Raw genomic sequence first — 16,869 nt, 5'->3', positions numbered from 1 at the left:
GCTCAGTCCTCCTGGGTCGGGTTGTGCCGGCCGCCAAGCCGCTTGACAATGTTGGCCACAGCGAACAGCACCATCAGCGCGCCACAGATCGCCAGCGGCGCGGCACGCCAGCTTTCGGAGAGTCCGAGCATCGGGATAGGTCGTGCCAGGTTGGTCATCATCAACTGCCAGCCCTGCCAGGCCATGAAGCCGCCAAAGGCCACCACGAACAGATCCGCCAGATGGTGCATCAGACCCTTGATGGGCGCCGGCATGTTGTCGCGCAGCAGGTCGATGGACAGGTGGCTGTTGTGACGAACGCCGGCAGCGGCGCCGAGAAAGGTGATGTAGGCCACGCTCAGAAGCGCCGTCTGCTCGACCCAGGTGGGGGTGTCATTGAGCACGTAGCGGCCAAATACCAGCCAGCCAAAGGTGATGATCAGCAACACCAGCAGCACCCCGGCCACCATGATGCAACCATGGGCGATACTGTCGAGGATGCGGTCCAGTCGGCTGGGTGTTTCACGCTTGTAGCGTATGCTTCGTGACTCCGGCGATGCCGGAGGAAAGGCACCACGGCGTACCGTGGCGCCCTCTTGCTCTGACTCGGTTTGCTCGGACCCGACGTCAGAGGTGTCGGTGGGTGCGTTCACGCATCAGCCTCCCCGCCCGCCCCCGGCACCGGGGACGGGGCTCTCGTATCAATGGGATCAGTCGGCCTGAGCCGCGCGAATGTCGTCGACCAGCGAGGCCAGGTCCGGGTTCTCAGCAAGAAAGCCCTCATAGACCGGTTGCATCAGCGCCTGGAATTCTGACTTGTCCGGAACCTCATTGATCTCGACGCCTGCATCCAGCGCCGTTTGCCGACTGGCCGCGGTACGCTCTTCCCACAGTTCACGCTGCTGCTCGGTGGCGACCTGCCCGGCCTCCCGGACCGCCGCCTGGTCCTCTTCGGACAGCTCGTCCCAGGTACTGCGGGCCATGCACAGGCACTCGGGAATGACCAGGTGGTTGGTCAGTGAGTAGTAGCCGGCAACCTCGTAGTGGCCGCTGGATTCGTAGGACGGGAAGTTGTTCTCGGCGCCGTCGATCACTCCGGTCGTCAGCGATTGGTAGACCTCACCGTAGGCCATGGGGGTGGCGTTGCCACCCAGCGCATCGATCATGTCGACGTAGAGGTCGTTGTTCATGACCCGGACCTTCATGCCCTCGACATCTTTCGGAGTCTCGACCGGATGGTCGGTGTTGTAGAGGCTGCGCGAGCCTGCCCCGAACCAACCCAGCGCGACCAGGCCCTGCTCCTCCATCGCTGCGGCGAAGCGTTCGCCGATCTCGCCATCCATCAGTTCGTACATGCGCTCTTCACTTTCAAAGATGAAAGGCAGCGAGAGTACGTTGGCCGCCGGCACCATCGGACCCATGGGGCCCATGTTGAAGTTGCCGAAATCCAGAGCACCGTTGCGGGTCTGCTCGATGGCATCAGGCTGATCCCCCAGCACGGCGTTGTGATAGACCTTTGGTGTGATGCGCCCTTCTGTTCGCTCGTCCACCTCCTTGGCGAAGGTCTCCAGCGCAATGCTGTTGGGGTACTCGGGAGGATGAATGTTCCAGCCGCGCCACTGTTCGGCCAGGGCTGGCGTTGCCAGCAAGGCGGTGGTCGCGGCCAGGCCGGCAAGATGGATGGCGCGGGTGAGCTTGCGTGAAGCGGCGGGATTCATGGTGAGTCCTCTGGTTGACCTTGTTGGCGTTGTTGTCATACCCGGTTGGGCAAGTGTCCGGCCCTCTCGTACTGCCATCACATGGCGATGGCCTGAGCCGTTTTCTGGAAACCATGGCATACTATGTATGACAAAGTAGAAGAGAGGACTTCCTGGCTGCAACCCCTTCCTAACACTTTTTGACTAAAGTGCAATGCCACTGTCGAGGTGTGTTAGCCAAGGCGGCCAACATGATCGACATTTTTCGGAAAAGCTCTTTATTCGCAGGCAATAACGACCTGTCCGAAACCTGTTCCTGGTGCAAAGACGCCCCGCTGCAGCGGCAGTTTATTTGTAAAATGCTGTCAATTTCAGGCGTGACGCGTGGCCCGCTGTGTCCCTGTGCCGCCTGAGCTGCATAGGCGGCAGGAAGTCTCGTGGGACGTGCAAGGCCTCGGCTGTTAAAGACATTCAGCGCAGACAATATCGATGCAGAATAACGGGAGAATCGGGCGCCGCTGAGCGCCCGAGAACATGGCGGAGATTCGTTCAGGGGAAGGATCGAGGCGGCGCGCCCGAATCATCGGATCGGGCGCTGGTCGGGAGGTGGCTAGAAGGCCCAGGCCGCCGACAGCGACACCGTATCGCCATCGAAGCGATTTTCGGATGACACATCGTGAAGCCACTTGCCGATCAAGGTGACCGGCGCCTGGCCCAGTGAGACGCTCTTCATGAAGGCCGGCCCTACTCCTGCCCCGCTACTGCGAAAACCATCTTCCAGGCGATCCGGTACCGGGCCCGAGTCCGACTCGAGCTGCTCGTAAACGTACCCGGCCAGACCCAGTCCGAAGCTTGGCGTCAGGTACTTCGCCGCCAGCACGTCCAGGTGAAACTCGTCGCCGGTGGTGTAGTCGGTGGCATCGTTCTTGAAGTTGAACAGGATGCCCGCGGTCATCGACAGGTCCCATCCGCTTTCGGGCAGCCAACTGTAGGTAATGGTGGGATCGATCGACCAGTAGTGCCGCCCCAGGTTGATCCGATCATCCTCGTCGTAGCGCCCCACCGGAATATTGATACCCACCGCCGCCGTGGTGTGGTGAGTCCCGTTGGCCCAGTTGAGGGCGACAGGCACCAGGTACGGATCACCGAAGCCGCTGTTGCTTCCGGTGTTGAAGCGTTCCTGGCCCGGGATGCTGGCCTCGAGATCGACGCTGACGTCAAACACGTAGGGAAGATTGATCCCGGCGATGTAGGTGGCACCGAGCCACTCGACGTCGGTCACCCAGGTCAGCTTGAGCAGGTTGAACCACAGCGTCTGGTCGAGACCCGCCGACAGCCGCCCGCCCAGGGGGCGCGCGCCGATATCGCCCTCGTAGCGCACCAGGTCGTTGCGTGCATAGACCCCGGGTGGCGGAGCCAAGCCTGCGGCAAAGTCGTTATAGGCGCCCGGTACATAGATGCTGCTGCCGCCTTCCGAGGCATGAGCCGTCGCTGGGGCCAGCAGTGCTGCACCAAGGATCGGCGCTGCCAGCAGGTAGTGATACATACCGGAGGTCAGGAGTCGGGGGCGACAAATGGCCATGGGGACGGTTCCATTGAGGAGTTTGCTGCAAAGTATAGGTAGCGCTCCAGACTTTTGGGCACAATTTTGACGTGCCTGCCTCCTATGCCCCCACGTCCCCTGCTGCTCTTCCCGTGACGTCTACCTCCAGCGTCCTGCGACTACTTCGGTCGATTGGCCAGATACGACAACGGCGCCCCAAGGGGCGCCGTTGTCGGGTGCGGGAAGCGAGTTCCTGTTCAATCCTGGCGGTACACCCTTACTCGCCGGCGGGCGCGTAGGAGCCATCTTCGCGGTGCACTTCCTTGCCGGTCAGGCCCGGAGTGAACACGCAGGCCAGGTGCATGGTCTTGGAAGCACGCAGCAGGTGCTCGTCATGCTGATCCAGGATGTAGATGTCGCCCGGCTTGATCGGCCAGATCTTGCCGTCGGCCAGGGTCTCCACCTCGCCTTCGCCCTCGATGCAGAACACCGCCTCGAAGTGATGCTTGTAGTGGATGTGGGTCTCGGTACCCTCGAAGATACGGGTGATGTGGAAGGAACACTGACCGCCGTCATCGGCGAGCATCAGGCGGGTGCTGTCCCAGTTACCGTTCTCGGCCTTTACCAGGCGGTCGGTCTGACGGGCTTCTTCCAGGTTGCGAACGATCATCGAATTCTCCGTTGTCGGGTGTCGGGGGCGTCGGCGGTGCCGGGCATCGAAAGGCCCTGTGCGAGGCTTCGAGCGCTGGTGGCGTCCGCAGAAAAAGCGAGGGCGGGCCCTCGCTTTACATATTGCTCAGGGCAGGATCAGCGGCACCTTGCTGCTGGCGCCTGCCCGCAGATAGCCTGCGGGCGTATCCTGTTTCAGCTCAGCGCCTCGTGGGTGCTGCGCTCGAGGATATCGAGACCTTCGATCAGATCCTCGTCGGTGATGGTCAGCGGACACAGGCACTTGACCACCTCACCGTCCTGGCCACTGGTCTCGATCACCAGGCCGTTCTCGAAGGCCTTGGCGGTGATCTTGTCGGCGATATCGCCGCTTTCCACGTCGATGCCACGCATCAGGCCGCGGCCACGCTCGGAAGCCGGATACCCCTTGTCGCTGAGCCAGGCTGCGATCTTCTGAAAGCGCTCTTCCACGATCCGCGCCTTGCGCTGGATGTCACGCTCGAAGGTATCGTCGCTCCAGTACTTGCGCATGGCAGCGGTAGCGGTGACGAAGGCCAGGTTGAAACCACGGAAGGTACCGTTGTACTGACCCGGCTTCCACTTGTCGAGCTCCGGACGCATCAGCACGTGGGCGAACGGCAGGCCGAGTGCGGACAGCGACTTGGAGTTGGTGACGATGTCCGGCGTAATGCCGGCATGCTCGAAGCTGAAGAACTTACCGGTACGACCGCAGCCCGCCTGGATATCATCGATGATCAGCAGGATGTCATTATCGCGGCAGATGCCCTCGAGACGCTTGAGCCAATCCAGGCCGGCCACGTTGATGCCGCCCTCGCCCTGGACCGTTTCGACGATGACCGCGGCGGGCACGTCGAGACCGCCGGACTTGTCGCCAAGCAGCTTCTCGAAGTAGTCCAGGGTATCGGTCTCGCTACCCATGTAGCCATCGAAGGGCATGAAGGCTGCACCCTGGGTCGGAATACCGCCGGTCGCCTCGCGGAACTTGCGGTTGCCGGTGGTGGCCAGCGCTCCCATGGTCACGCCGTGGAAGCCATTGGTGAAGGTCACGATGTTGTGACGACCCTTGGCCACACGAGCGAGGCGAATGGCAGCCTCGACGGCATTGGTGCCGGTCGGCCCCGGGAGGTGGACCTTGTAGTCGAGACCACGCGGCTTGAGGATCACCTCTTCCAGGGTCTCCAGATAGTCGCGCTTGGCGGCGGTCCAGAAATCAAGACCGTGGATGATGCCGTCGGTGGCCAGGTAGTCGACCAGCGCCTGCTTCAGGTGCGGGTTGTTATGGCCGTAGTTCAAGGTGCCGGCACCGGCCAGAAAGTCGATGTACTCGCGGCCTTCCTCGTCGGTCAGGCGAGCGTTCTGCGCCTTGGTGAAGACCACCGGAAAGGAACGGGAATAGGTACGAACTTCGGATTCCATGCGTTCGAGGATCTGGGTCTGCATTGCGACCTCCTGTCGGGTTCGTAGGGGAAGTTATCGGGTATCGGTGGCGACGGACGCTGGCGCCCTGTCACCACCCTGGAAGCCGTTAGATACGCGTCGTGTCGAAGGGACCGATGCGCACCAGGTTTTCCGGATCGTGCTCTCCACCCAATTGGTCGGTAGAGAAGTACTCGCGGCTGTTCAACGGCGCCTGCCAGCGATCGGCCAGGCGGCGGAACAAGCCCCAGGAGGCCTGGTTATCCGGTGTGATGGTGGTCTCGAGGTGGTGGACCTCGGCAAATTCAGGGCGGGTCAGGATGGCTTCGACCAGTCTGCGGGCCAGACCGGTACCGCGGGCCTTCTCGCCCACCGCGACCTGCCACAGAAAGTAGGTGTCCGGAGCATTGGACTTCACGTAGCCGGAGACAAAGCCGACGATCTCGCCTTCCTCGTTGGTGGCAACGGCACAACTGTCACGGAACTGGGTGGCCAGCAACAGGTAGGCGTAGGCGGAGTTGACGTCCAGGGGCGGGCAGGACTTGACCAGCTCGTAGATGCCCCAGCCATCCTCGGGAGTGGACTTGCGAATAAACAGCGGCGCCGCTTCGTGACCCACCACCGCGTCGGCCACCGTAGGCTTGGCGAGGTCGGCGGATGGTGTGAAGGGCTCAGTGCTTGCGGTCATGTTCGTTATGCTTCGCTGTAGCGAATTTGGACAACCATTATAACAGTCGAGTATGACATTTCAAAATCTGGATTATTCTTAACCCCTGGAAGCATAAAAAAAAATTATGCGAACGGCGCCAGGCCACGTCTCATGGCGGCTCGGAGCGATCGCTGCCGCTCACCTCCCCTATCCCTTTGGCGTAATCGATTGCCTCTCCAACGAGACGATTTCGTCCGCCTGAAGCAGTATAGTCGGACCTTTCGGATCGGCGAGAAAAGGCCACAAAAAAGGGCACCCACAGGTGCCCTTGTCGTATCGTGACGCAGGTCTCAGGTACGGGTCGGCGTGCGCATGGTGACAAACTCTTCGGCGCCGGTCGGGTGGATGCCCACGGTGGCGTCGAAATCTGCCTTGGTCAGGCCCGCACGCACCGCGATGGCGATGCCCTGGATCACCTCACCGGCTTCCTCGCCGACCATGTGCGCCCCTACCACCACGTCGCTTTCGTCGTCGACGATCAGCTTCATCAGGCAGCGTTCATCACTGCCGGACAGGGTGTGCTTCATGGGACGGAAGTCGGCGCTGTAGACGCGGACCGCCTTGCACACCTCGCGGGCCTTCTCTTCGGACAGGCCAACGGTGCCGATGTTGGGATGGCAGAACACCGCAGTGGCGATGTTGTCGTAGTTCATCGGCGCCTTGGGCGCGTCACCGTAGTGGTGTGCGACCAGATGCATGGCCTCGGCCAGGGCCACCGGCGTCAGCTCAGGACCGCCGGTCACGTCGCCCAGCGCCAGGATCGAGGGCACCGAGGTCTCGAAGCGATCGTTGACCTGGATGGAGCCGTTCTCGTTGAGCGCGATGTCGAGCTGGTCCAGACCCAGGCCTTCCAGATGGGGCTTGCGGCCGGTGGCGGACAGCACCGCATCCACCTCAAGGGTCTCGCCATTGGTCAGGGTGGCCTTGATCCCGCCTTCGACCTTCTCGAGGGACTCGATGTTGGTGTTGAAGTGCAGGTTGACGCCCTTCTTGGCCATCTCGTCGCGGGTGAACTCGCGCACCTCCTGGTCGAAGCCGCGCAGGAACAGGTCGCCGCGATACAGCAGGTGGGCGTCGGCGCCCAGGCCGTTGAAGATGCTGGCGAACTCCACGGCGATATAGCCGCCGCCAAGCACCAGAAAGCGCTTGGGAAACTCGTCCAGGTCGAAGATCTGGTTGGAGTTCATGGCCAGTTCGCTGCCGGGGAACGGCGGCACCCAGGGCCAGCCACCCACCGCCACCAGGATCTTCTCGGCGCTGATGGTCTCGCCGCCAACCTCGACACGGTGTTCGTCCACCACCTTGGCGCGACCGTTTATCAGGCGCACCCCGGCGTTGTCCAGCAGCTTGCCGTAGATGCCGTTGAGTCGCTTGATCTCACCGATCTTGTTGTCGCGCAGGGTCGCCCAGTCGAAGCTCGGCGCCTGGTCGAGCTGCCAGCCGAAGCCGCGAGCGTCGTCGAAGGCCTCGTGGAAGTGTGCGGCGTAGGAGTAGAGCTTCTTGGGCACGCAGCCCACGTTGACGCAGGTACCGCCGAGGTAGCGATCCTCGGCGACGGCCACCCTGGCCCCGGTTGCCGCCGCGGTACGGGCAGCGCGGACACCACCGGAGCCGGCACCGATGACAAAGAGGTCATAGTCGAATTGTGACACTTGCGTCTCCTGATTCTGTTGCTGGGGCCCTTGTTGTCGGGACCGCTTTCGGATCATTAGGGGCCTGGCCTACCAGGGACCTGCCTCGAGGCCCACCAGGATGGGAAACCTTCCCATAATACCAGCGGGCTGGCTAACACGGGAGGGTGCTTGACCACCTTGACCGAGGGGGGTAAAAACATGCACCACTTTAGCCATCCACTGCTTGCACGGGGAAAGTTCATGAGTGATATCGACAATCTGCTCGCCAATAATCGGGCCTGGGCCGACAGAATCTGCCAGGAAGACCCTGATTTCTTCACCCGTCTTGCGCAGCAGCAGAGCCCGGAGTATCTGTGGATCGGTTGTTCCGACAGCCGCGTGCCGGCCAACCAGATCATCGACCTTCCCCCGGGTGAGGTGTTCGTCCACCGCAACGTCGCCAACCTGCTCTACCACAATGACATGAACGCCCTGTCGGTGGTGCAGTTCGCGGTGGACGTGCTCAAGGTACGTCACATCATGATCGTCGGCCACTACAACTGCGGTGGCGTGCGCGCTGCGGTCACCGGCGGCGAAAACGGTATGGTGGACAACTGGTTGCACAGCGTGCGCGAGCTTTACAGCATGCATCGCTCGGAACTCGAGCATCTGCCGCTGGACGAACAGGTGGATCGCATGTGCGAGCTCAACGTCAAGTCACAGGTCAAGACGCTGTGTCGTACCAAGATCGTCCAGCGTGCCTGGCAGCGCGGCCAGGCGCTGTCGGTGCATGGCTGGGTCTATGGCCTCAGTGACGGTCGCGTCACCGACCTGGAATGCAGCGTCCACGGCCTGGATCAGGTCGCCCAGCTCTATCGTATCGATCGCGTCTGCCCGCCCCAGGGCCAATAGCCGATCTGAACAGCGCCGCACATCCAGGAAGGCGACGAGCCGCGTTGCCCAGTGTTGGCGCTCTTTTCGTGCATCTCCTGGTGCCATGTCTTCACGCCCCCGAACCTCGTTCGGGGGCGTGCTGGTGTCAGGGTCTCTATCTCCACCCTACTTCTTCTGATTCACTGCCGGCAGAGATTACTCGTTGTGCTATCGCTGCATGACTTTCTCTCACACGCTGTGCCGCGTGGTATCTCGCCCCATATTCGTTCCTCGCATGGGTGCTGTCACAATTTCGATTGTGTTTAAACGCGACACCTCACTATGTTGATGCAGGACATTGACTAGCCGGCGCATACGACTCTGACCAAGGCGTCCGACTAGCAATTACAACAACCTCAACAAGCAGGAACTCCTTCCATGTTCAAGAAGACCCTTCTGGCCGGTGCCCTCGGTGCCGCCATGCTGACGGCTGCCCTGCCCCAGACCGCACTGGCCGAAAACACCCTGCGCATGGCCTACGACGCCGATCCGGTGTCGCTGGACATCCATGAGCAGCTCTCCGGCGGTATCCTGCAACTGTCGCACATGGCCTTCGATCCGCTGGTGCGCTGGACCAAGGACTTCGAGTTCGACCCCAGACTCGCCACCGAGTGGGAGCAGGTCGACGACACCACCATGCGCATCAGCCTGCGCGAAGGGGTCACCTTCCATTCCGGCAACCCCTTCACCGCCGAGGACGTCGCCTGGACCGTCGAGCGCCTCAAGCGCAGCCCGGACTTCAAAGCGATCTTCGAGCCTATCGAGACGGTCAACGTGGTCGATGAGCACATCGTGGAGATCATCTCCAAGCGGCCCAACCCGCTGCTGCTGAACATGGCCACCTACATTTTCCCGATGGACAGCCAGTTCTATTCCGGCGAGACCGACGGCGGCAAGGCCAAGGACGAGATCGTCAAGAACGGCAACTCCTACGCCTCGCGCAACATCTCCGGTACCGGCCCCTTCCAGGTGACCAACCGCCAGCAGGGCGTTCGGGTCGACTTCGAACGCTTCGATGACTACTGGGACAGCGAGTCCCCGGGCAACGTCGACGCCATCACCCTGACTCCGATCGGCGAGAACGCCACCCGCGTCGCCGCCCTGCTGTCCGGTGACGTCGACTTCATCGCGCCGGTACCGCCCAACGATCTGGAGCGTATCGAGAGCGACGAGGACACCAATCTGGTGACCATGTCGGGCACCCGCATCATCCTGTTCCACATGAACCAGGAGCGGGTCGAGGCCTTCCAGGACCCGCGTGTTCGCCAGGCCTTCAACTACGCGATCAACCAGGAAGGCATCGCCGATCGTCTGATGAAGGGCTTCGCCACCCCGGCCGCCCAGTTCTCACCAGAGGGCTACTCCGGCCACAACCCGGATCTCGAGCCGCGCTTCGATCTCGATCGGGCCAAGGAACTGATGGCCGAAGCGGGCTATGAGGACGGCTTCTCGGTCAGCATGATGGCGCCCAACAACCGCTACGTTAACGACGCCAAGATCGCCCAGGCGGTAGCCGCCATGCTGGCGCGGATCAACGTCACGGTGGACCTGAAGACCCTGCCCAAGGCCCAGTACTGGGGCGAGTACGATGATCGTGCCGCCGACATGATGATGATCGGCTGGCACTCCGATACCGAAGACTCCGCCAACTTCCACCAGTACCTGACCGAGTGCCCGGACGCCGACAGCGGTGGCGGCCAGTACAACGCCGGCAACTACTGCAACGAGGAGCTCGACCAGCTGATGGTCGACGCCAACCTCGAGGTGGATATGGAGAAGCGTGGCGAGATGCTGCGTGAGCTCGAGCAGGGCCTCTACGACGATGCCGCCTTTATTCCGCTGCACTGGCAGAACCTGGCCTGGGCCTCGGCGGCCAACGTCGACATCGAGCCGGTGGTCAACGTACTGAACTTCCCCTATCTCGGGGATCTGGTCATCAACGAAGAGTAAGACGACAGGCACCGCCACGCGGTGCCTGCAAGCTCCCATTCAGCAGCTGCCTCGGCTCCGTGACATGGTCGCGGAGTCGAGCGCCTGTACCCTGGACAATCCCCATGATCGCATTTCTGATCAAGCGCCTCTTTCATGCGCTGCTGGTGATGTTTGTCATCAGCGTGATCGCCTTCGCCATCCAGGACAACCTGGGTGATCCCATCCAGCAGATGGTGGGTCAGTCGGTGCCCGAGAGCGAGCGCGAGGTGCTGCGCGAGGAACTGGGGCTCAACGATCCCTTCCTGGTGCAGTACTTCCGTTTCGCCGTCAACGCCGCCCAGTTCGACTTCGGCTATTCGTACATCTACAACGAGCCGACTACCGAAGTGGTCCTGCGACACCTGCCGGCGACCCTCGAGCTGGTATTCGCCTCGACCCTCCTGATCATCTTCCTGTCGGTGCCGATCGGCGTCTACAGCGCGATCAAGCCCCGCGCCTGGCTGTCCCGTTTCTTCATGGGGGTGTCGATCATCGGCATCTCCATCCCGGTGTTTCTCACCGCTATCGTGTTGATCCAGCTGTTCGCCATCGGCGTGAGCTTCACGCCCTTCCCCGCCGATACCGGCTGGGGCGCCTGGCTCAACGGCCTGCTGTCCACCGAGGGCGGCATGCCGGCCTACGGTCGCGGCGACCCGATCCACGTGTTCGGCACCTGGACCACCAACTTCGCCTCGCTGGAAGGCCTGACCTACCTGGTGCTGCCGGCCATCTCGCTGGCCTCGATCATGCTGCCGCTGTTCATTCGCCTGATCCGCGCCGAGATGCTCGAGGTGATGCAGTCGGAGTACGTCAAGTTCGCCCGGGCCAAGGGCATCTCGATGCGTCGCATCTACTTCCTGCACGCGCTGAAGAACACCATGTTGCCGGTCATCACCGTCGGCGGCGTGCAGATCGGCACCCTGGTGGCCTACACCATCCTCACCGAGACGGTGTTCCAGTGGCCCGGCATGGGCCTGATGTTCCTCGACGCCATCGAGCGCTCGGACATCCCCCTGATCGTGACCTACCTGATGATCGTCGGCCTGATCTTCGTGATCACCAACACCCTGGTCGACTTGATCTATGGCCTGGTCAATCCCACCGTCAAGCTGACAGGTAAGCCCGCATGAGCACCCAGAGCACTGCGACGAGCAGCCGGTGGGAGCGGTTTCGCGACTCCTACCTCTTGTACAGTTTCAAACGCGACCTGATCGCCCAGACCAGTCTTCTGATCTTCGTGGTGATGGTCCTGGCCGCGCTGCTGGCGCCTTGGCTTGCGCCGGCCGATCCCTACGACCTGGCCCAGATCGACATCCTTGCATCCGAGCTGCCGCCGTTCTGGATCGACGGCGCCGACCCCCAGTACCTGATGGGTACCGATTCCCAGGGGCGCGACCTGCTCTCGACCATCCTCTACGGCATGCGGGTGTCGCTGGTCATCGGCTTCGGCGCCGTGGCGCTGCAGGCCACCCTGGGGGTGTGCTTCGGTCTACTGGCGGGCTATCTGGGTGGGCGCGTCGACGCCTTTCTGATGCGCCTGGCAGATATCCAGCTGTCGTTCTCGACGTTGATGGTGGCCATCGTGGTGGGCGCCCTGTTCAAGGCGATCTTCGGCGGCGCCACCTACTCCGACTATGCCATGTGGCTGCTGGTGCTGATCATCGGCCTGGCCGAATGGCCCCAGTACGCCCGTACCGTGCGTGCCTCGGTGCTGGCAGAGCGCTCCAAGGAGTACGTCGACGCCGCCCGGGTGATGGGCCTGCGCAGCCGGCGGATCATGTTCCGTCACATCCTGCCCAACACCCTGTCGCCGATCTTCGTCATCTCCACCGTGCAGGTGGCCAACGCCATCATTTCCGAGGCGGCGCTGTCGTTTCTCGGCCTCGGCATGCCCGAGACCCAGCCGTCGCTGGGCTCGTTGATCAAGTCCGGCTTCGACTACATCCAGTCCGGTTCCTGGTGGATCACCCTGATTCCGGGCCTGGTGCTGGTGGTGCTGGTGCTGGTGATCAACCTGCTCGGCGACTGGCTGCGCGACGTGCTCAATCCACGACTGTACAAGGGCTGAGGTAGACATCATGGCACTACTCGACGTCAATCACCTCGACGTGCGCTTCGCCCTGCGACAGGGCGACGTGAAGGCACTGCGCGATGTGTCGTTCAGCCTGGATCGTGGCGAGCGTCTGGGCATCGTGGGCGAATCCGGCGCCGGCAAGTCGGTCGCCGCCTTCAGCCTGCTGAATCTGATCGCCAAGCCGGGCTATATCGCCGGTGGCAGCATCACCTTCGATGGCCAGGAACTGACCGGACTCGGTGAACGCGCCCTGCGCAAGGTGCGTGGCCACCGCATCTCGATGATCTTCCAGGATCCGATGATGACGCTCAATCCGGTGCTGTCCATCGGTGAGCAGATGGTGGAATGCCTCAAGGCCCACCGCCGAATCTCCAGCAAGGAAGCCCGCGCGATCTCGCTGCGCAAGCTCGAGCAGGTGCAGATCCCGTCGCCGGAAAAACGCCTGGACCAGTATCCCCATGAGCTGTCCGGCGGGATGCGTCAGCGCATCATCATCGCCATCGCGTTGCTGCTCGACCCGGATATCATCATCGCCGACGAGCCCACCACCGCCCTGGATGTGACCATTCAGGCGGAGATCATGGCGCTGTTGCTGGAGCTGTGCGAGAAGCACAACGTCGGCCTGATCCTGATCACCCACGATCTTGGCGTGGTCAGCCAGGTGACCCAGCGCATGCTGGTGATGTACGCCGGACGGGTGATCGAACAGGGCCCGACTCGAGAGATCATCAATGATCCGCAGCATCCCTACACCCAGGGACTGATCAACGCCCTGCCCCAGATGGCGACCCCGGGCGAGCGGCTCAACCAGATACGCGGCAGCATGCCGTCGTTGAGCCAGCTCCCCAGCGGCTGTCCATTTCATCCGCGCTGCGACTTTACCCAGCGCCAAGACGGCAGCGAACGGACACCCTGCAAGACCGAGGTACCGGCCTTCGTGCGCTCCGGCAACTGTGAGGTGGCCTGCCATATGGTCGCCGAGATGCAGGATGCCGAACGCATCGTGGCCAGGGAGGACAACTCATGAGCCAGACCACTCAGGCAGCCGTCAAACCGCCGACCGAGCCGATTCAGCAGGACGGCCCCGCCGACATGAACCCAGCCGCTGGAGGCGACAGCCTGCTCGAGATCCGCGGGCTGGAAAAGCGCTTTTCACTGTCCGGGGATTTCCTCGAGCAGCTCAAGTTCCGGCGTGGGCGTATCGTGCGCGAGCAACAGCACGTGCACGCGATCAACGGGGTCGACCTGGACATCCGCCGCGGGGAGTCGCTGTGCGTGGTGGGCGAGTCCGGCTGCGGCAAGTCGACGGTAGCGCGTACCGTGATGGGCCTGCTGCGGCCCAGCGCCGGCGAGATCCATTACGACGGCGAGCGTATCGATCATCTCGATTCGAAAGCATTGCTGCCTTTCCGTCAGCGCATGCAGATGATCTTCCAGAACCCCTACGCCTCGCTCAATCCGCGCATGACCATCCAGCAGACGCTGGAAGAGCCGATCCGCCTTCACCACCCCGACTGGAAGCCACAGCAGGTCGTCGACAAGGTCCACGAGGTGATGAGCTCGGTAGGCATCGCCCCGGACTGGGGCTCGCGCTACGGCCACGAGTTCTCCGGTGGCCAACGACAGCGTATCGCCATCGCCCGGGCGCTGGCGGTGGATCCGGAGTTCATCGTCGCCGACGAGCCGATTTCGGCGCTGGACGTGTCGATCCAGGCCCAGGTGCTGAACCTGTTGATGGAAGCCCAGCGCGAGCACCATCTGACCTACCTGTTCATCACCCACGACCTGGCGGTGGTGGAGCATTTCGGTACCCGGGTGGCGGTGATGTACCTGGGCCGCGTGTGCGAGGTGGCGCCCACGGCGACGCTGTTCGCCCGCCCGCGTCACCCTTACACCCAGGCGCTGATGTCGGCGATTCCACGCCTGGAGGACGACCGTCCCCAGCACCTGCGCCTGCAGGGCGAGGTGCCGACCCCGGTGAACCTGCCCTCGGGCTGCGTGTTCCACGGGCGCTGCCCCCACGCCAACGAGCGCTGCCGCCGGGAGATCCCCCGTCTGATCGCCACCGACGAGGGCGGTCAGGTCGCCTGTCATGGTGTCGAGGAAGGTCGTCTGTCTTGACCGCTGCCTTGACCTCCCATCGCCTTCACCTGCAACACGCCGACGCCGGGTACGCCCGGCATCGGGTTATCTGGCACAATCGACGTTTCGCAGGACAGGTGACACTTCCATGGAAATACGTTGGCTGGAAGACTTTCTCGCCTTGGCCCGCACGCGTCATTTTTCCCGTGCCGCCGAAGAACAGAACGTGACTCAGCCCACCTTCTCCCGGCGCATCAAGCTGCTCGAAGAGGAGATGGGCACCACCCTGATCAACCGTCAGACCCTGCCGCTGTCGCTGACGCCGGCCGGCGAGGCCTTCCTCGCCATGTGTCACGACGTCACCCGGCGGGTCGACCTGACCCGCCAGCGACTGGCGCAGATGGCCGAGGAACAGGCCGGACAGCTACGCCTGGGGGCACCCCAGAGCCTGCTGGCGCAGTTCCTGCCCCAGTGGCTCAGCGGCTGGCAGTCGCCACCGCCGCTGCAGCCCTACCTGCGTGCCACCGCCTGGCTGGTGGGCGACTATTTTCAGGGACTTGCCTCCGGCGAGATCGATCTTGCCCTGTGCTACTGGCCGACCAGCGGCAATCCGCTGGAACTGGCCAACGAGGACACCGATTATTGCGTCATCGGCCGCGAGCGCTTTATGCCGGTGTGCCTGCCGGATGCCAGCGGCCAGCCTCGCTTTGCGCTGGAAGGCGGCAAGGGGCGCGCCCTGCCGTTGATCGCCTATCATCCCCGGGGCATGATCGATGCCGCCATCCGCTCCCATCTGGACCGACTCGGCGACGCCCCTACCCTGACGGTGCTCAACGAGAGCGTACAGAGCGGCAATATCCGAGAACTGGTCGCGCTGGGCTATGGCCTGGGCTGGTTGCCCGAGCGCAGCCTGGGCGAGGCGCTGGCCTCCGGCGCGCTGGTGGCGGCAGGACCACCGCGCTGGACGGTATCCTTCGATATTCGCCTGTATCGCCACCTCTCGACCCGTCGCGCGGCGGTCGACGCCGCCTGGCAGGAGCTGTGTGCTCACGCCCTCGACGCCGAGGCTCAACCATGACGCCCCGATGCCCCCGGAGACCTTGCCTTGCCCCAGCCTGACGCCCATTCAAGCTTGCCCCAGGCCACCTCGGGCCTTCGCGCGGATGCAGCAACACCGGGCGGCTTTCGTGCCGCCCGCTGGCTGTCCAATCCGCATGTCCAGACGCTGCTGCCACGCGTGCTCCGCCCCGCCGAGGTGGACTGGCGGCAGGAGTTTCTCGCGCTGCCCGACGGTGACGAGGTAGAGCTTAGCTGGGTGCGACCGGAACCCGAGGACCCCCGCGCCCCTGTCTTTGTGCTTTTCCACGGCCTCGAGGGGGGAATCACCTCGCCCTACGCCCACGATCTGCTGGCGGCGGCCAGAGACCAGGGCTATCGGGCCTTGCTGATGCACTTCCGTGGCTGCGGCTCTCGCCCCAACCGTCTTCCGCGCGCCTACCACAGCGGCGATACCGGGGACGCCAGGGTGTTGCTGGAGGTACTTGGCGATCGCTATCCCGAGGCAGCCAAGGTCGCCGGTGGCGTGTCGCTGGGGGGCAATATGCTGCTACGGCTGGTCGCCGAAGAGGACGCGAACTCGTTGGGGCTCGACGCCGCGGTGGTGATCAGCGCGCCGCTGGATCTGGCGGCCTGCGCCCAGCGCCTGGGCGAGGGTTTTTCACGGGTCTACGAACGCCACCTGCTGGCCTCGCTCAAGCGCAAGGTGATACCTCGGCTCGAACGCGGTGAGCTTTCCCTCAAGGTCAGCGTCGAGCAGGTGCGCCGGCTTAAGCGCCTGCGCGACTACGACGACGTCATCACGGCGCCGATGCACGGCTTCCTGGACGCCGATGACTACTATGCCCGCGCCTCCAGCGGCCCGGTGCTCGATCGGGTGGCCGTTCCCACCCTGATGCTGCATGCCCGTGACGATCCTTTCATGCCGGCCGACCTAATCGAGCGCTTCCCGGCTCGCTCGCCGCTGGTGACCCTGGAAGTCGCCGAACGCGGCGGCCATGTCGGATTCATGGAGCCAGGCCCTCGCCGCCCTCGCCCTTGGCTTGGCCGACGGCTGGCGCGCTACCTGCAGGAGCTGTCGCTGACACCAGACTAAGCAGTTATGC

Annotated in this window: 15 protein-coding genes; 8 read left to right on the top strand and 7 right to left on the bottom strand. The window is 63.2% G+C overall.

The genetic code is table 11. The features are described 5' to 3' along the window. Positions 1 to 2: 2 nt before the first annotated feature. The 7 genes from EBB56_RS15305 to gorA all read right to left on the bottom strand — a co-directional run bounded on the left by EBB56_RS15305 (position 3) and on the right by gorA (position 7,686). The gene (locus EBB56_RS15305; protein WP_231498708.1) at positions 3 to 632 is read right to left on the bottom strand and encodes a TRAP transporter small permease; all 630 of its coding nucleotides are present in this window, start codon (positions 630 to 632) and stop codon (positions 3 to 5) included. 57 nt (positions 633 to 689) lie between these two features. Continuing rightward, a complete protein-coding gene (locus tag EBB56_RS15300; protein ID WP_045992069.1) occupies positions 690 to 1,697 on the bottom strand; it encodes a TRAP transporter substrate-binding protein in 1,008 nt (335 codons plus the stop codon). Between the two features lie 589 nt (positions 1,698 to 2,286). After that, complete coding sequence (locus EBB56_RS15295; protein ID WP_052704298.1) at positions 2,287 to 3,258, bottom strand: transporter; 972 nt, start codon at positions 3,256 to 3,258, stop codon at positions 2,287 to 2,289. Between the two features lie 238 nt (positions 3,259 to 3,496). After that, on the bottom strand, positions 3,497 to 3,889 hold the full coding sequence (locus tag EBB56_RS15290) for an ectoine synthase (protein ID WP_045992068.1): 393 nt from the start codon (positions 3,887 to 3,889) through the stop codon (positions 3,497 to 3,499). Between the two features lie 194 nt (positions 3,890 to 4,083). Then, positions 4,084 to 5,349, bottom strand: coding sequence for a diaminobutyrate--2-oxoglutarate transaminase (gene ectB, locus EBB56_RS15285; RefSeq protein ID WP_045992067.1), 1,266 nt, complete (start codon positions 5,347 to 5,349; stop codon positions 4,084 to 4,086). A gap of 85 nt (positions 5,350 to 5,434) precedes the next feature. Further along, a complete protein-coding gene (ectA, locus tag EBB56_RS15280) occupies positions 5,435 to 6,013 on the bottom strand; it encodes a diaminobutyrate acetyltransferase (RefSeq protein ID WP_045992066.1) in 579 nt (192 codons plus the stop codon). Between the two features lie 311 nt (positions 6,014 to 6,324). Next, entirely contained in the window at positions 6,325 to 7,686 is a 1,362-nt protein-coding gene (gene gorA / locus EBB56_RS15275; RefSeq protein WP_240184148.1) for a glutathione-disulfide reductase, read from the bottom strand. A 222-nt stretch (positions 7,687 to 7,908) separates the two neighbouring features. On the opposite strand from gorA, the gene can reads away from it, so the two are divergent. The 8 genes from can to EBB56_RS15235 all read left to right on the top strand — a co-directional run bounded on the left by can (position 7,909) and on the right by EBB56_RS15235 (position 16,859). Continuing rightward, positions 7,909 to 8,559: a carbonate dehydratase gene (can, locus tag EBB56_RS15270; RefSeq protein WP_108447937.1), complete on the top strand. Its 651-nt coding sequence runs from the start codon at positions 7,909 to 7,911 to the stop codon at positions 8,557 to 8,559. 399 nt (positions 8,560 to 8,958) lie between these two features. After that, a complete protein-coding gene (locus EBB56_RS15265) occupies positions 8,959 to 10,530 on the top strand; it encodes an ABC transporter substrate-binding protein (RefSeq protein WP_124804732.1) in 1,572 nt (523 codons plus the stop codon). Positions 10,531 to 10,634: 104 nt separating this feature from the next. Next, positions 10,635 to 11,681 (top strand): ABC transporter permease, encoded by a 1,047-nt coding sequence (locus EBB56_RS15260; protein ID WP_045992062.1) that lies wholly within the window; start codon positions 10,635 to 10,637, stop codon positions 11,679 to 11,681. Next, positions 11,678 to 12,619 (top strand): ABC transporter permease, encoded by a 942-nt coding sequence (locus tag EBB56_RS15255; protein ID WP_045992061.1) that lies wholly within the window; start codon positions 11,678 to 11,680, stop codon positions 12,617 to 12,619. The genes EBB56_RS15260 and EBB56_RS15255 overlap by 4 nt, the downstream gene beginning before the upstream one ends. 10 nt (positions 12,620 to 12,629) lie before the next feature. Then, entirely contained in the window at positions 12,630 to 13,652 is a 1,023-nt protein-coding gene (locus tag EBB56_RS15250) for an ABC transporter ATP-binding protein (protein ID WP_045992060.1), read from the top strand. A gap of 65 nt (positions 13,653 to 13,717) precedes the next feature. After that, a complete protein-coding gene (locus tag EBB56_RS15245; RefSeq protein ID WP_045992090.1) occupies positions 13,718 to 14,746 on the top strand; it encodes an ABC transporter ATP-binding protein in 1,029 nt (342 codons plus the stop codon). 109 nt (positions 14,747 to 14,855) lie between these two features. Further along, a complete protein-coding gene (locus EBB56_RS15240) occupies positions 14,856 to 15,785 on the top strand; it encodes a LysR family transcriptional regulator (RefSeq protein ID WP_045992059.1) in 930 nt (309 codons plus the stop codon). Positions 15,786 to 15,812: 27 nt separating this feature from the next. Continuing rightward, entirely contained in the window at positions 15,813 to 16,859 is a 1,047-nt protein-coding gene (locus EBB56_RS15235) for a hydrolase (protein WP_239452523.1), read from the top strand. The last annotated feature ends 10 nt before the right edge of the window (positions 16,860 to 16,869 follow it).

The sequence above is a fragment of the Halomonas sp. YLB-10 genome, assembly GCF_003856855.1.
Taxonomy (GTDB): Bacteria; Pseudomonadota; Gammaproteobacteria; order Pseudomonadales; family Halomonadaceae; genus Halomonas; species Halomonas litopenaei.
This window is presented reverse-complemented; position numbering and strand designations above follow the sequence as displayed.

Excerpts from the sequence above, each read along its gene's own strand:
- ectB (WP_045992067.1), bottom strand. The coding sequence starts at position 5,349 with ATGCAGACCCAGATCCTCGAACGCATGGAATCCGAAGTTCGTACCTAT.
- EBB56_RS15255 (WP_045992061.1), top strand. The coding sequence starts at position 11,678 with ATGAGCACCCAGAGCACTGCGACGAGCAGCCGGTGGGAGCGGTTTCGC.
- EBB56_RS15260 (WP_045992062.1), top strand. The coding sequence starts at position 10,635 with ATGATCGCATTTCTGATCAAGCGCCTCTTTCATGCGCTGCTGGTGATG.
- EBB56_RS15290 (WP_045992068.1), bottom strand. The coding sequence starts at position 3,889 with ATGATCGTTCGCAACCTGGAAGAAGCCCGTCAGACCGACCGCCTGGTA.
- can (WP_108447937.1), top strand. The coding sequence starts at position 7,909 with ATGAGTGATATCGACAATCTGCTCGCCAATAATCGGGCCTGGGCCGAC.
- EBB56_RS15245 (WP_045992090.1), top strand. The coding sequence starts at position 13,718 with ATGAACCCAGCCGCTGGAGGCGACAGCCTGCTCGAGATCCGCGGGCTG.
- EBB56_RS15295 (WP_052704298.1), bottom strand. The coding sequence starts at position 3,258 with ATGGCCATTTGTCGCCCCCGACTCCTGACCTCCGGTATGTATCACTAC.
- EBB56_RS15300 (WP_045992069.1), bottom strand. The coding sequence starts at position 1,697 with ATGAATCCCGCCGCTTCACGCAAGCTCACCCGCGCCATCCATCTTGCC.
- EBB56_RS15240 (WP_045992059.1), top strand. The coding sequence starts at position 14,856 with ATGGAAATACGTTGGCTGGAAGACTTTCTCGCCTTGGCCCGCACGCGT.
- EBB56_RS15250 (WP_045992060.1), top strand. The coding sequence starts at position 12,630 with ATGGCACTACTCGACGTCAATCACCTCGACGTGCGCTTCGCCCTGCGA.
- ectA (WP_045992066.1), bottom strand. The coding sequence starts at position 6,013 with ATGACCGCAAGCACTGAGCCCTTCACACCATCCGCCGACCTCGCCAAG.
- EBB56_RS15265 (WP_124804732.1), top strand. The coding sequence starts at position 8,959 with ATGTTCAAGAAGACCCTTCTGGCCGGTGCCCTCGGTGCCGCCATGCTG.